We start from the raw sequence: 14,596 nt of genomic DNA on the forward strand, positions 1-14,596 counted from the left end.
CACGTGAGCACGTGCCGCCACGGCCGGCGGGCACCGCCACACCCCATCCCGCGTCCACGGACGCCGGATGGGGTGTGGCGGCTCTCCCTCGAACGTGACTCCCCCAAAGGGGACTTCTCCGAAGCAGACTCCTTCGAAGGGGCCCTCAGATGTCCCGGAAGATCTCGATCTGCGCCCCGATCGAGTTGAGGCGTTCGGCCAGGTCCTCGTAACCCCGGTTGATGACATAGACGTTGCGCAGAACGGAGGTGCCCTCGGCGGCCATCATGGCCAGGAGGACGACGACGGCGGGGCGCAGGGCCGGGGGGCACATCATTTCCGAGGAGCGCCAGCGGGTCGGGCCGTCCACCAGGACCCGGTGCGGGTCGAGGAGTTTGACCTGGGCGCCGAGGCGGTTGAGGTCCGTGAGGTAGATGGCGCGGTTGTCGTAGACCCAGTCGTGGATGAGGGTCTGCCCCTGGGCGCTGGCCGCGATGGCCGCGAAGAAGGGGACGTTGTCGATGTTGAGGCCCGGGAAGGGCATCGGGTGGATCTTGTCCAGCGGGGCCTGGAGCTTGGAGGGACGGACCGTCAGATCGATCAGCCGGGTACGGCCGTTGTCGGCCGCGTACTCCGCGCTGCGCTCATGGTCCAGGCCCATCTCCTCCAGGACCGCCAGTTCGATCTCCAGGAACTCGACCGGTACCCGGCGGATGGTGAGCTCCGACTCGGTGACGACTGCCGCCGCCAGCAGGCTCATCGCCTCGACCGGGTCCTCGGACGGCGCGAAGTCCACATCGCGTTCGATGTGCGCTGCGCCGTGGACGGTGAGGGTGGTGGTGCCGATGCCGTCGACCCGGACGCCCAGCTCCTCCAGGAAGAAGCACAGGTCCTGGACCATGTAGTTGGAGGAGGCGTTGCGGATGACCGTGACGCCGTCGTGGCGGGCGGCGGCCAGCAGGGCGTTCTCGGTGACGGTGTCGCCGCGCTCGGTCAGGACGATCGCGCGCTTGGGGGCGACGCTGCGGTCCACCTCGCCGATGTAGGTGCCGTCGGTCGCGGTGATCTCCAGGCCGAAGTGGCGCAGCGCCGTCATGTGCGGGGTCACGGTGCGGGTGCCGAGGTCGCAACCGCCCGCGTACGGCAGCTTGAAGCGGTCCATCCGGTGCAGCAGCGGGCCGAGGAACATGATGACGCTGCGGGTGCGGCGGGCCGCCTCGGTGTCCATCGAGTCGAGGTCGAGCTCCGCGGGCGGCACGATCTCCAGGTCGTTGCCGTCGTTGATCCACCGGGTCCGTACGCCGATGCTGCCCAGCACTTCGAGGATGCGGTAGACCTCCTCGATACGGGCCACCCGGCGCAGAGTGGTGCGGCCCGCGTTCAGCAGCGTGGCGCACAGCAGCGCCACACAGGCGTTCTTGCTCGTCTTCACATCGATGCTCCCGGACAGCCGGCGGCCGCCGACCACCCGCAGATGCATCGGCCCGGCATAGCCGAGCGAGACGATTTCGCTGTCGAGTGCTTCGCCGATACGGGCGATCATCTCAAGGCTGATGTTCTGATTCCCGCGCTCGATGCGGTTGACCGCGCTCTGGCTGGTGCCGAGAGCTTCGGCGAGCTGCGTCTGTGTCCAGCCACGGTGCTGTCGGGCGTCACGGATGAGCCTGCCGATACGTACGAGGTAGTCGTCTGCCATGGAGTGACCGTATCTCAGATATGAGATGAGTGTGCAATTGTCGATGGCCGAGTTGTTCTACTACTATGCGAACAACTGAGAGGTGGTTGCCACGCTCATGAAGAGTGCCCCGCGTTCTTCCGCGCCCTCAAAGGCCCGTCCGTGGGCCCTGATTGCCGTCCTGCCGTTCGTCGCAGCCGCCGTGGCCGTCGCCGTCGCCTACTTCTCGCTCTCCGCCCGATTGCCCGAACCGCTTGCCACCCATTTCGGTGGTGTCGGCGCCCGGGTCGACGGTTTCACCCCCGCCCGCGGCTTCCTGACGTTCACGCTCACACTGCTGCTCGTCTTCGGCACCGTCTTCGGCCTCCTCGTCCGGCTCCCGGAGCCTTCGGAGTGGACGCCCTGGCTGGTCGCCGGCGGCTACGCCCTCGCGGCCGCCATCGGGTCTGTCACCTGCGGGACCCTGTTCGCCAACGTCGGGGCCACCGACACCTCGGCGGTCCGGCTGCCGCTGTGGGAGCTGGCCGTGACACTCGCCGTCGCTCTGCTCGCCGGGGCCCTGGGCCGTCTGCTGGCCGGTCCTGCGCCCCGGCCGTCCGGCCGGCCGGCGGGCGAAGGCCCCCGGCTCGACCTCCCGGCGGGTACGTCCGCGGGCTGGTCACGTTCCATCAGCTCGCCACCGATCGTCGCGCTCGGCGTCCTGCTGCTCGGCGCCGGGCTCCTCGTCCTCGCTCTCGCCGACTGGCCGGCGAGCATCGGCCTGCTCATCGGCGCGCTCGCGGTCCTGCCCTGTGCCGCCGCGCGGGTCACCGTCGACCGCCGCGGTCTGACGGTGACGTCGGCCCTGCTGCCGCCGCCCCTCCGCATCCGGCACCTCCCCCTCGACCGCATCACGGAGGCCACCAGCCGACCGATAGCCGCCTTCCGGGAGTTCGGCGGCTGGGGCTATCGCATCCGGGCCGGCGGCAGCGGCCTCGTCCTGCGCTCAGGCGAGGGCATGGTGGTACGGCTGACCAATGGCAAGGAGTTCGTGGTGACGGTCGATGATGCCGTGACCGCCGTCGCCCTGCTCAATACGTACCTGGACCGCGCCCGCTCGCGGAAGGAAGGAGCCTGACGTGCTCTTCCGGGTGGACCCCGGCTCGCCCGTCCCGCTCGGCGACCAGATCGCGGCCTCGGTCCGCGGCGCGATCGCCGACGGCACGGTGGACGCCGGGGAGCGGCTGCCGGCCGCCCGTGCCCTCGCCGTGTCGCTCGGCGTGAACGTCCATACCGTGCTGCGCGGCTACCAGCGCCTCAAGGAGGAGGGCCTGATCGAACTCCGGCGCGGCCGCGGCGCCGTGGTCACCGGCGCCGCGTCGCCGGCCCGCGCCCGCCTCGGCGAGACCGCCCAGCGACTGATCGCCGAGGCCCGCAACCTGGGACTCTCCGATGAGGAGATCGTGACGGTGGTCCGTACGGGGCTGTCGGGGCCCTGAGGCGGGCGGGGGGCCGGAAAGTCCGGGGCGGGGAGGCCGGGGACGCCGGGCGGAGGCGGGCGGGGAGCACGGGGGAAGGGCGCGGTTCAAGGCCGGCGCTCACCCTCCATGACGTGGCCGGGCCGTCAGCCGCCGCTCCTCGGTCGTCAGTCGTCAGTCGTCGAGGATCGTCAGATCCAGCCGGCTCAGCCGTGCGGGGTCGGCCAGGATATTGATCTCGACGATCTTCCCGTGCGCCGTCGTGAAGCCCATGACGGAGAACGGTCGGCCGCCCTGTGCCGTGAGGAGCCCCGGCGCGCCGTTGACCAGCACCGGCCGGGCGAACGCGGCGAACCGGGAGAAGGTGAGCGCCCGCTCGACCACCGCGCGTGCTCCGCGGACCAGCGTCGATACGCCCTCGGGCGCGCCACCGGCATCGGCGCGCAGCACGACGTCCGGATCGAGCACCGCGAGCAGCGCCTCGAAGTCGCCGCCGCGCGAGGCGGCGAGGAAGGCGTCGACCACTTCCCGCTGACGGGCGAGATCGGTGTCGGGGGCCGGGGCGGTGCCCTGGACGCGGCGCCGGGCGCGGCTGGCGAGCTGCCGGGCCGCCGCGGGGGTGCGGTCGACGAGTGGCGCGATCTCGTCGAAGGGCACCGCGAACATGTCGTGCAGGACGAAGGCCAGCCGCTCGACGGGGGTGAGGGTTTCCAGCACGACGAGCAGTGCCAGTCCGACCGAATCGGCCAGCAGCGCCTCGTGTTCCGGGTCGACGGTGTCCAGGCGTTCCACGATCGGCTCGGGGACATGGACCTCCAGCGGGTCCTCGCGCCGCGCCCTGCGCGTCCGCAGCTGGTCCAGGCACACCCGCCCGACGACCGTCGTGAGCCAGCCACCCAGGTTCTCCACCCCGTCCGCGCCGGACCGGCTCAGCCGCAGCCAGGCTTCCTGGACGGCGTCGTCGGCCTCGCTCACCGAGCCGAGCATGCGGTAGGCCACGGCCCGCAGACGGCTCCGGTTCTCCTCGAACCGCTCCGCCAGCCACTCGTGGTCGTTCATGGGTCTCATTCCTCCCCCGTCGAGTTCCGTCACAGTAATGACGGATGTCACGGGCCGGATGTGACACGCGGCGGTGGGCACGCTGCAGGGGGGCGGAGGGGGCCGCCCCAGGCGGGGCCCGGAGGCGGCTGTATACGGCAGCCGACGGGACCGACCGCCCGTCCCATAGGGTCGTCCGGTCGGGGCGGTACGGCAGGGAGGGGCGTCAGCAGTGAGCCTGGGCACGGTCGGGCAGGCTGCCGGTCTGTTCGCGGTCACCAACATCGACGACATCCTCGTGCTGTCGCTGTTCTTCGCGCAGGGAGCCGGTCACCGCGGCTCCGGAACCAGGATCGTGCTCGGGCAGTACCTCGGATTCGCCGCCATTCTCGCGGTGGCCGTGGCCGCCGCGTTCGGTGCGACGTTCCTGCCGCCGTCCGCCCTGCCCTGGCTCGGTCTGCTGCCCCTGGCCCTGGGCCTCAAAGCCGCCTGGCAGACGTGGCGCCACCGCGTCGACGGTGAAGGCGGGGAGGGCGACGGCGGCGCCGGCGGCAAGGGCGGCCCGAGCCCGTGGGAGGTCGCCGCCGTCACCTTCGCCAACGGCGGCGACAACATCGGCGTCTACGTTCCCGTCCTCGCCGCGGCCGGCGTGGGCGGGATGAGCGTCTATGCCGTCGTCTTCCTCGCCCTGGTGGCCGTGTGGTGCCTCGCGGGCGCGTTCTTCGCCACCCGTCCCGTCATCGCCAAGGCCCTCAGCCGCTGGGGGCACGTCCTGCTGCCGCTGGTTCTGATCACCCTGGGCCTGCTGATCCTCATCGAAGGCGGAGCCTTCGGCCGCTGACCGCGCCCGGCCGATTCCGTACACCGTGCCCGCCTGCTTCCCGTGGCGCTCCGGCCCCTCCACGCATGAGATGTGCCCCCGGTGCCGTGACCGGGGACACCCATGATCTCTCGCAGCGAAGGTTGAGTGTTCTCACCGAAGGTTGAGCACCGAGTCGCGCGAGACCGGACGGATGGGAGCCGGGTGGACCTCTCAGGCTCGTCGCTCCGCGCCTGCATCAGCCTCTCAGAACACGATCGAGCGCCGCCCGGCCTGCGGGTCCCCATGCCGGCTTGCCACCAGGAAGGCCCCGGTCTCCGTTCTGGCCCATGAGCATGAGGAACAGGCTTTTCAGGGCAGCCAGCCCGCGGGCGCGCCGGATCGTCGCCTTGTCAGCCTGCGCGTACACGTCGAAGAAGCGTGAGGCAGCGCCTGTGGGAAGGATGACCCATGCGGCCGCGAGGTCCCACGCCGGATCGCCGGCGAACATGTCACCGAAGTCGATCACGCCCGAGAGCGTCCCGTCCGAGACGACGACATTTGCGGGATGAAGGTCACCGTGCACCCATGCCGGCGGGCCCTCCCACTCGGGCGCCGCGACGGCATCGTCCCAGACGGCCCGGACTTCGTCGGCAATGCTGCCGGGTGCAACGGCGTGAAAGAAGTGGTCGAAGGCGTCCGTGCACTTCTTGGGGTGAGCGCCGCGGTCCGAACTGGTCGGCGCATCGGCGGGCGCCTCCACATGGAGCGCCCTGAGGAAGCCCGCCAGCGTGTCGGCCGCATGGTTGCCGCGGCTGATCGAGGTGTAGTCCAGTGGCTCGCCGGAAACCCACGTCAGGATGGTCCAGGGCTTCGGGAAGCGCGTGGACGGTTCACCGATCCGCACAGGGTTCGGGATCGGGAGCGGCAGGCGGGGGGCCAGGACGGGCAGCCATCGGCGCTCCTTGCGCTGGAGATCCGGGGCACGTTCTGTACGCGGCATGCGCACGGCAAACTCGTCCCCAAGGCGCCACTGCTGGTTGTCCCATCCGCCCGCTACTTCGCGGATGGCCAGTCCTGCAAGGTCCGGATGCTGCTCCTGCAGCAGGTCGTGAACCAGGTCCGCAGTGATCTCGATCTCGGAGTCGGTCATGCGAAGGCACAGTACCGGGGCTGACGGAGCGGCTCTCGCTCTCGTCGAAGAAGTCCAGATCGCAGCCGCCTGGAACGGATCCGCCACGATCTCCCCAGACAGTCGCTCAACCTTCGCTGAGAAAACCTAGCGGTCATCAAATTTTGCTGACAATGCTCAACCTTCGCTGCGACAGGTCAGACACCCATCAGGGCATGACCAGGCCGCGACGATGTACTAGAGTTATCTCGACATCGAGATATCTGCCGAGAGGCGTACCGCTGCCGCGCCAGTAAGGCGTGCCTAACTTAGGCATACCTTAGCGGATGGTCAAGGAGCTGTGACGGCAGCATTGCGGTGGTACGCGCGAATTCATGCATGAAGGAGACTGTCGTGTCGGCGAACAGCTTCGACGCCCGCAGCACGCTGCAGGTGGGCGACGAGTCGTACGAGATCTTCCGGCTGGACAAGGTCGAAGGCGCCGCGCGTCTTCCCTACAGCCTGAAGGTGCTGCTGGAGAACCTGCTCCGTACCGAGGACGGCGCGAACATCACCGCCGACCACATCCGGGCGCTCGGCGGCTGGGACTCGCAGGCCCAGCCCAGCCAGGAAATCCAGTTCACGCCGGCCCGCGTGATCATGCAGGACTTCACCGGCGTGCCCTGTGTCGTGGACCTCGCCACCATGCGTGAGGCCGTGAAGGAGCTGGGCGGCGACCCGGCGAAGATCAACCCGCTGGCGCCCGCCGAGCTGGTCATCGACCACTCCGTCATCGCCGACAAGTTCGGCACCAAGGACGCCTTCGGCCAGAACGTCGAGCTGGAGTACGGCCGCAACAAGGAGCGCTACCAGTTCCTGCGCTGGGGCCAGACCGCCTTCGACGAGTTCAAGGTCGTCCCGCCCGGCACCGGCATCGTCCACCAGGTGAACATCGAGCACCTGGCGCGCACGGTCATGGTCCGCAATGGCCAGGCGTACCCCGACACCCTCGTCGGCACCGACTCGCACACCACCATGGTCAACGGCCTCGGTGTGCTGGGCTGGGGCGTCGGCGGCATCGAGGCCGAGGCCGCGATGCTCGGCCAGCCGGTCTCCATGCTCATCCCGCGCGTCGTCGGCTTCAAGCTGACCGGTGAGCTCAAGCCCGGCACCACCGCCACCGACCTGGTGCTGACCATCACCGAGATGCTGCGCAAGCACGGCGTCGTCGGCAAGTTCGTCGAGTTCTACGGCGAGGGCGTCGCCGCCACCTCGCTGGCCAACCGCGCCACCATCGGCAACATGTCGCCGGAGTTCGGTTCGACCGCCGCGATCTTCCCGATCGACGACGAGACGCTGAGCTACCTGCGTCTGACCGGCCGCGACGCCCAGCAGGTCGCGCTCGTCGAGGCGTACGCCAAGGAGCAGGGCCTCTGGCTCGACCCGGCCGCCGAGCCCGACTTCTCCGAGAAGCTGGAGCTGGACCTCTCCACGGTCGTGCCGTCGATCGCCGGCCCGAAGCGCCCGCAGGACCGCATCGTCCTGGCCGAGGCCGCCACCCAGTTCGAGCGCGACGTCCTCAACTACGTCTCCGACGCGGACGAGGCGGGCGAGGAGTCCTTCCCGGCCTCGGACTCCCCGGCCGCCACCAACGGTGTGCCGAGCCGCCCGACCACGGTCACCGCCCCCGACGGCTCGACCTACGAGATCGACCACGGCGCGGTGACGGTCGCGGCCATCACCTCCTGCACCAACACCTCGAACCCGTACGTCATGGTCGCCGCCGCCCTGGTCGCGAAGAAGGCCGTGGAGAAGGGCCTGACCCGCAAGCCGTGGGTCAAGACCACCCTCGCTCCGGGCTCGAAGGTCGTCACCGACTACTTCGACAAGGCCGGGCTCACCCCGTACCTCGACAAGGTCGGCTTCAACCTCGTCGGCTACGGCTGCACCACCTGCATCGGCAACTCCGGCCCGCTGCCGGAGGAGGTCTCCAAGGCCGTCAACGACCACGACCTGGCCGTCACCTCGGTGCTCTCCGGCAACCGCAACTTCGAGGGCCGGATCAACCCCGACGTCAAGATGAACTACCTGGCGTCCCCGCCGCTGGTCGTCGCGTACGCCCTCGCGGGTTCCATGAAGGTGAACATCACCGAGGACGCGCTGGGCACCGACACTGACGGCAACCCGGTCTACCTCAAGGACATCTGGCCGACCGAGGCCGAGGTCAACGACGTCGTGGCGAACGCCATCGGCGAGGACATGTTCAACAAGTCCTACCAGGACGTCTTCGCGGGTGACGCCCAGTGGCAGGCGCTGCCGATCCCCACCGGCAACACCTTCGAGTGGGACCCGCAGTCCACCTACGTGCGCAAGCCCCCGTACTTCGAGGGCATGACGATGGAGACCACCCCGGTCTCGGACATCTCCGGCGCCCGCGTGCTGGCGAAGCTGGGCGACTCGGTCACCACCGACCACATCTCCCCGGCCGGTGCGATCAAGGCCGACACCCCGGCCGGCCAGTACCTCACCGAGCACGGCGTCGAGCGTCGTGACTTCAACTCCTACGGCTCGCGCCGTGGTAACCACGAGGTCATGATCCGCGGCACCTTCGCCAACATCCGCCTGCGCAACCAGATCGCGCCGGGCACCGAGGGCGGCTACACCCGCGACTTCACCCAGGACGGCGGGCCCGTCTCCTTCATCTACGACGCGTCGCAGAACTACCAGGCCGCCGGCACCCCGCTGGTCATCCTGGCCGGCAAGGAGTACGGCTCCGGCTCGTCCCGCGACTGGGCCGCCAAGGGCACCGCGCTGCTCGGCGTCAAGGCCGTCATCGCCGAGTCCTACGAGCGCATCCACCGCTCGAACCTCATCGGCATGGGCGTCTTGCCGTTGCAGTTCCCGGAGGGCGCGTCCGCCGAGTCGCTCGGCCTGACCGGCGAGGAGACCTTCTCCTTCTCCGGCGTGACCGAGCTGAACGACGGCACCACGCCGCGCACGGTCAAGGTGACCACCGACAGCGGCGTCGAGTTCGACGCGGTCGTCCGCATCGACACCCCCGGTGAGGCGGACTACTACCGCAACGGCGGCATCATGCAGTACGTGCTGCGCTCGCTGATCCGCAAGTGAGCCGGGCCGTCGGCAGCTGACCGGCGGCACGGGACGGGCCGCACTCCCCAGGCGGGGGAGTGCGGCCCGTCCACGTATCGGGCGCCGGCGCCGGCCGCTCAGCTCAGCCCAGTAGTTCCACCTCCGCCAGGGTGGCCTCGGCGCCGGTGCGGAGCCGGTAGTGACGGAAGTCGCCGGGGCGTTCGACGGCGAACACCCGCGTCTGGCGGTCCCAGGTGAAGTGCTCGCCGGCGCGGTGGTCGACCACCTGCCAGTGCCGGCCGTCGGCGGAGCCCTCCAGCTGCCAGCCCGACGGCGCCGCTGCGCGCTCCGCTGAGGTCAGGGTGTACGACGTGATCCTGGCGGGCGTGGTCAGCGTGGCCGGGGCGGTGCTGAAGGTGGCGGAGGTTCCCGAGGTGTTGTCGAAGAGCGGGCCGGCCGCGGGGTCCGAGCGGTCGGCGGGCGGGGAGGGCACCTTGTCGTCCCGGGTGATCGACGTGGGGGCGGCGTTGGCCGCGGTGCCCCAGGCGGAGGGGGCCTCGCCCATGGTGAAGTCCAGGGTGCCGCCGCGGGCCAGGAGCCGGTGCGGCAGAGCGGTGGAATTCCAGGGCTTGCCGTTCACCCGGAGGCTTTGGACATAGACGTTACGGGCGTTGTTGCGCGGGGCCCTGATGGTGAGGTCGCGGCCGTTTTCCAGGTGGACCGTGGCCTGGGTGAACAGCGGGGAGCCCACCGCGTATTCGCCCTGTCCCATCACCAGCGGATAGAAGCCGAGCGAGCTGAAGACGTACCACGCGGACATCTCGCCGTTGTCCTCGTCTCCCGGGTATCCCTGGCCGATCTCACTGCCGAGATAGAGCCGGGACATCGCCTCGCGGATCTTTTCCTGGGTTTTCCAGGGCTGCCCGGCCGCGTCGTACAGATAGCCGATGTGGTGGGAGGGCTGATTGCTGTGGCCGTACATGCCCATCCGGGTGTCGCGGGCCTCGGTCATTTCATGGATCACCTCGCCGTAGGAGCCGGCGAATTCCTTGGACGCGGTCTCCGGGGTGGAGAAATAGGCGTCCAGCTTCTTGGCCAGGCCGGCGCGGCCGCCGTAGAGGTTGGCCAGGCCTCTGGTGTCCTGCGGCGCGGTGAAGGCGAAGGTCCAGGCGTTGGTCTCGGTGTAGTCGTTGCCCCAGACCCGCGGGTCGAATGTGCCGGGCGGCAGCCGCCAGTGGCCCTGGGCGTCCTTGCCCTGGAAGAAGCCGACCTTGTCGTCGAAGAGCTTGACGTAATTCTGGGCGCGGCCCAGGAAATAAGCGGACTCTTCCTTGTATCGGGGCTTCTTGGTCTTCTCGTACAGGGCCTTGCCCATACGGGCGATGCCGAAGTCGTTGAGATAACCCTCCAGCGCCCAGGACATGCCCTCACGGGTATCGGTGCTCGTATAGCCGAGGAAGGGCGCGGTGTTCATGCCCTTGCGGCCGACGCCGGAGTTCGGCGGGGCGACGGTGGCGTTCTTGACGGCCGCGGCATAGGCCGCCTCGGCGTCGAACGTCACCCCCTTGGCGTAGGCGTCGGCGAACGCCACGTCGGAACTCGTCCCGGTCATCAGGTCCGCATAGCCGGGCGAGGACCAGCGGGAGATCCAGCCGCCGTCCTTGAACTGCTGGACGAAGCCGTCGACCATTTTCCCGGCCCGTTTCGGGGTGAGCAGACAGTAGGCGGGCCAGGTGGTGCGGTAGGTGTCCCAGAAGCCGTTGTTGACGTACACCTCGCCGTCGATGATCTTCGAGCCGGTGTGGGTCGGGGTGTCCTGGCCGGTCTGCGGTGAGAAGGGGGAGGCGTAGCGGCTGCGCGAGGCGACCTTCTCGAAGCCGGAGTTGGGGTAGAGGTAGAGGCGGTAGAGGTTGGAGTAGAGGGTGGTGAGCTGGTCGTGGCTCGCGCCCTGGACCTCGATCCGGCCCAGGAGGTCGTCCCACTGCGCCTGCGCCCGGTTCCTGACGCCGGCGAAGGTCGCGTCGGCCGGAATCTCCCGGGTCAGATTCGCCCTGGCCTGGTCCACACCGATCAGGGAGGTGGCGATCCGCATGGTCACGGTGCGGTCCGCCCCGGGCTTGAAGCGGAGATAGCCGGTGACGTCCCTCCCGCCCCCGCTGTCGAGCCGGCCGCCGCCGGTGACCGGCGCGTCGAAGACGCCGTAGACGAAGAGCCTGGTGGCGCCGACGGACAGGCCGCTCCGGACGTCCGAGAAGCCGGTGACGACGCCGTGCTCGGTGTCCAGGCTCAGCCCGCCCTTGTTGTTGACGTTGTCGAAGATCAGGCTCGCCTGGTCGCCGGGGAAGGTGAAGCGCATCAGCGCGGCGTGGTCGGTCGGGGTGATCTCCGTCTTGAGGCCGTTGTCGAAGGTCACGCCGTAGTAGTGCGGCTTCGCGGTCTCGTTGGCGTGGTGGAAGGGCAGCGCACGGCCGGTGCGGGAGGCATCCGGCGGGCCGGCCGCGACGGACGGCATGACCTGGAAGGTCTGCCGGTCTCCCATCCACGGGCTCGGTTCGTGGCTGGCGCTGAAGGCCTGGAGGGTGGGGAGGTTGTCGGCGTTGTTCTTGCGCGCGTACTCGTAGAGCCAGTCGGCGGAGCCCGCGTTGGTGACCGGGGTCCAGAAGTTGAACCCGTTGGGGACGGCGGTGGCGGGGAAGGTGTTGCCGCGCGAGAAGCTGCCGCTGGAGAGCGTGCCGCGGGTGGTGACGGCGTAGTCGGAGAGGTGGGCGAGCGGCTTCCGAGGCGGCTTGGCTTCGAGGACGATGTCGTCGACCCAGCCGCGGAAAGCCGGTGCGGTTCGCGGCGCCCGGGGCGCGTCGTAGGCGACCAGGATCCGGTCGACGGTCTTGCCGGCGGCGACCGCGCCGATCCGCGCCTCCCGGTTGTTCCACTGGTTGGCGTAGAGCGTCTTGGAGGCGGCCTGGCCCTGCGGCGTCAGCGGCGCGCCGTGCTGGTCGACGGCGGACAGCTCGCTGAGGTAGGTGCCGTCGGTGAAGGCCAGCTCCACGGCGGCGTGGGTCGCCGGGTAGTCCGGATCGCTCTTCGCCATCTCGGGGAAGATCTTGTACGAGAGCGAAGTGGCCGCGGTGACGGGGAGATTGACGTCGAAGATCTTGTTGTACGAGTAGCCGCGGCCGTCGGCGGTGTGGGTGCCGGAGTAGCGCAGCGCATGGACGCCGCTGAAGCCGGCGTGCGCCTTGGCGGTGGGGGAGGCGTCGGGGCCGGTGTCGCGCCGGGTGTTCATGCCGGGCGCGGCGGGGGCGGTCTGCGGGCTGACACCCGAGGCCCGGGGTGTGCCGTCGGGGCCGGTGTCGACGCTGTCGGTCCAGTCCGGCTGCGGATCGCCGGATTCGAAGGAGGAACGGAATTCCGTGGCCTCCTGGGGCTTCCGTTGCGGCGCGGCCTGTGCCGGGCCGGGCACGGTGATGACGAGTAACGCGGCCGCCGCGAGGGCAGCGAGGCGGGTGATCCCCCGCAGTGGACGGTGCTGGTATCCGATCCGCACGCGAGCCCTCTCAACAAGAGTGACATCGTTGTCAGTTACATGACGCCAAGATAAACAGAGATAAGTAAGGTGCGTGGGGTCTTTGGTGTCAAGGGTGTCGCTGAGATCGGCGGGCCGCGATGTCGCCGGGCGGTCCGGCAGGGTGACGTCCGGGCAATCCCCTGCATACCGGGGAGGTCTCAACTAGGGAAAGACTGCCGTCCAAACCTGCATTCGATCTTGCCCCTGAGGCCGGAAGTGGACTATACCTGTCGGCGTCCGACCGGCCGTACGACCACGGCCGCGGAGCCGGGGGAGAAGGCGGGGAACGGATGAGTACCCCGCATTTCGCTGGTGAGCCCGGTGCACATCCCGTACAACTCAGCTTCATCTGACCCGCGGTGCCGGGGTGGCTCCGGTACACCGCCTGAGTCCTGAAGAAGGCGAGGACTTGAGCATGGGATCCACCTCTGAATTCAACCGTCGCGATCTGGTCAAGCGAGCCGCGGCCCTGGGGATCATCGCCGTACCGTCCATGGGGGTGTTGTCGGCGTGCGCCGGCGGCGGTGGCGGTGAAGACAACAAGGTGGAGAAAGGCAAGAAATCAGCCAAGAATCCGCTTGCGGTCAATGAGTCGGCCGGCCTCGATGTGGTCATCTTCGACGGCGGATTCGGCGACAAGTACGCCAAGGACGCGCAGGGCGAGTACCTCAAGTCCTTTCCGAAGGCCGACGGCAAGGTCAAGCTCTCGTCGACCCAGAAGATCCAGTCGACGCTGCAGCCGCGTTTCAACGGCGGAAATCCGCCCGACCTCGTCGACAACTCCGGTGCGGAGCAAATGGATTTCGGCACGCTCGTGGCCAAGGACCAGCTGACCGACCTCACCGCGCTCCTCGATGCCCCCTCCGTCGACGATCCGCACAAGAAGGTGCGCGACACACTGCGCCCCGGTGTGGTCGAGATGGGCCAGTTCGGCGGCAAGGAGACCTGGATCCTCTACTACGCCTACACGGTCTACGGCGTCTGGTACTCCAAGAGCAATCTGCAGAAGCTGGATGCGGAATACCCGGAGAACTGGGACGACATGCTGGCCCTGTGCGCGAAGGCCAAGAAGAAGGGCGTGGCTGGCTGGACGTACCCGGGCAAGTACCCGTACTACCTGCCCTTCAGCCTGTACCCGTTCATTGCCAAGATCGGCGGTGAAGAGGTCCTGCGGAAGATCGACAATCTGGAGCCGAACGCCTGGAAGGACCCGGCGGTCAAGGCGGCCTTCGAGGCCTATTACGAGCTCTACAAGAAGGGCTACGTCCTCAAGGGCTCGCCCGGCCTGGACCACCTGCAGTCGCAGAAGGCGTGGGCCGAGGGCAAGGCGCTGTTCATCCCCAACGGTTCCTGGGTGGAGAACGAGTCGGCCAAGCAGATCGCGAAGAATCCGCACTTCGACCTCGCGGTCGGTGCCCCGTCCAGCCTGTCCCCCTCTGACAAAATGCCGTTCGGCACCCTCTGGGCCTCGGGCGGCGAGCCGTACATCGTGCCGAGGAAGGCCCACAACGCCGAGGGCGGTATGGAACTGCTGCGCATCATGCTCGGCAAGAAGTCCTCGCAGAACTTCATCAGGCAGGTCTCCTCGCTCACCTCCCTCAACGGCGGAACCGAGGGACTGAAGCTTCCGCCCGGTCTGGCATCGGCGCAGGTGGCGCTGCAGAAGGCCGGCCAGAACATCGTCAATCCGCGGTTGCAGGACTGGTATGTGGCGCTCCAGAAGGAGCGGATCGGTGTCGGTGCGCTGGGCGAGATGATGGCCGGCCGGATGACGCCGGACGAGGCCATCAAGAAGATCCAGAAGTACGCGGACGACACCCGCGACGACTCCAGCGTCAAGAAGTACAAGCGCTGACCGACGAGTTCGGCAGGCACCGCCCCA

General features: G+C 68.8%; 9 protein-coding genes. 5 read left to right on the top strand and 4 right to left on the bottom strand.

The annotated features are described in order from the left end of the window. Nucleotides 1-145: 145 nt before the first annotated feature. Nucleotides 146-1,675 (bottom strand): UDP-N-acetylglucosamine 1-carboxyvinyltransferase, encoded by a 1,530-nt coding sequence (locus tag CFW40_RS27375; RefSeq protein WP_088800517.1) that lies wholly within the window; start codon nucleotides 1,673-1,675, stop codon nucleotides 146-148. Between the two features lie 97 nt (nucleotides 1,676-1,772). Here CFW40_RS27375 and CFW40_RS27380 point away from each other — a divergent pair, with 97 nt between their 5' ends. Further along, on the top strand, nucleotides 1,773-2,771 hold the full coding sequence (locus CFW40_RS27380) for a hypothetical protein (RefSeq protein ID WP_088800518.1): 999 nt from the start codon (nucleotides 1,773-1,775) through the stop codon (nucleotides 2,769-2,771). Nucleotide 2,772: 1 nt separating this feature from the next. Further along, nucleotides 2,773-3,132, top strand: coding sequence for a GntR family transcriptional regulator (locus CFW40_RS27385; protein ID WP_088800519.1), 360 nt, complete (start codon nucleotides 2,773-2,775; stop codon nucleotides 3,130-3,132). A 153-nt stretch (nucleotides 3,133-3,285) separates the two neighbouring features. On the opposite strand, the gene sigJ is transcribed toward CFW40_RS27385, so the two are convergent. Further along, on the bottom strand, nucleotides 3,286-4,170 hold the full coding sequence (gene sigJ / locus CFW40_RS27390) for an RNA polymerase sigma factor SigJ (RefSeq protein ID WP_088800520.1): 885 nt from the start codon (nucleotides 4,168-4,170) through the stop codon (nucleotides 3,286-3,288). Between the two features lie 211 nt (nucleotides 4,171-4,381). Here sigJ and CFW40_RS27395 point away from each other — a divergent pair, with 211 nt between their 5' ends. Next, complete coding sequence (locus CFW40_RS27395) at nucleotides 4,382-4,990, top strand: cadmium resistance transporter (protein ID WP_088800521.1); 609 nt, start codon at nucleotides 4,382-4,384, stop codon at nucleotides 4,988-4,990. A gap of 217 nt (nucleotides 4,991-5,207) precedes the next feature. On the opposite strand, the gene CFW40_RS27400 is transcribed toward CFW40_RS27395, so the two are convergent. Next, a complete protein-coding gene (locus CFW40_RS27400) occupies nucleotides 5,208-6,101 on the bottom strand; it encodes an aminoglycoside phosphotransferase family protein (RefSeq protein ID WP_088800522.1) in 894 nt (297 codons plus the stop codon). Nucleotides 6,102-6,473: 372 nt separating this feature from the next. Between CFW40_RS27400 and acnA the strand changes: the two genes are divergently transcribed. Beyond that, nucleotides 6,474-9,188: an aconitate hydratase AcnA gene (gene acnA, locus CFW40_RS27405; protein ID WP_088800523.1), complete on the top strand. Its 2,715-nt coding sequence runs from the start codon at nucleotides 6,474-6,476 to the stop codon at nucleotides 9,186-9,188. 103 nt (nucleotides 9,189-9,291) lie between these two features. Here the strand turns inward: acnA and CFW40_RS27410 are convergent, their stop codons facing one another. Next, nucleotides 9,292-12,693 carry a GH92 family glycosyl hydrolase gene (locus CFW40_RS27410; protein WP_088800524.1) on the bottom strand — a complete coding sequence of 1,134 codons (3,402 nt, stop codon included), beginning with the start codon at nucleotides 12,691-12,693 and terminating at the stop codon, nucleotides 9,292-9,294. Nucleotides 12,694-13,129: 436 nt separating this feature from the next. On the opposite strand from CFW40_RS27410, the gene ngcE reads away from it, so the two are divergent. After that, entirely contained in the window at nucleotides 13,130-14,569 is a 1,440-nt protein-coding gene (gene ngcE / locus CFW40_RS27415) for an N-acetylglucosamine/diacetylchitobiose ABC transporter substrate-binding protein (RefSeq protein ID WP_088800525.1), read from the top strand. Nucleotides 14,570-14,596 lie beyond the last annotated feature (27 nt).

Origin of the sequence: Streptomyces sp. 2114.4, from assembly GCF_900187385.1 — a bacterium.
In the GTDB taxonomy this organism is placed as follows: domain Bacteria; phylum Actinomycetota; class Actinomycetes; order Streptomycetales; family Streptomycetaceae; genus Streptomyces; species Streptomyces mooreae.

Coding starts and splice junctions, on each gene's coding strand:
- CFW40_RS27375 (WP_088800517.1), bottom strand. CDS start 1,675: ATGGCAGACGACTACCTCGTACGTATCGGCAGGCTCATCCGTGACGCC.
- CFW40_RS27380 (WP_088800518.1), top strand. CDS start 1,773: ATGAAGAGTGCCCCGCGTTCTTCCGCGCCCTCAAAGGCCCGTCCGTGG.
- sigJ (WP_088800520.1), bottom strand. CDS start 4,170: ATGAACGACCACGAGTGGCTGGCGGAGCGGTTCGAGGAGAACCGGAGC.
- CFW40_RS27400 (WP_088800522.1), bottom strand. CDS start 6,101: ATGACCGACTCCGAGATCGAGATCACTGCGGACCTGGTTCACGACCTG.
- ngcE (WP_088800525.1), top strand. CDS start 13,130: ATGGGATCCACCTCTGAATTCAACCGTCGCGATCTGGTCAAGCGAGCC.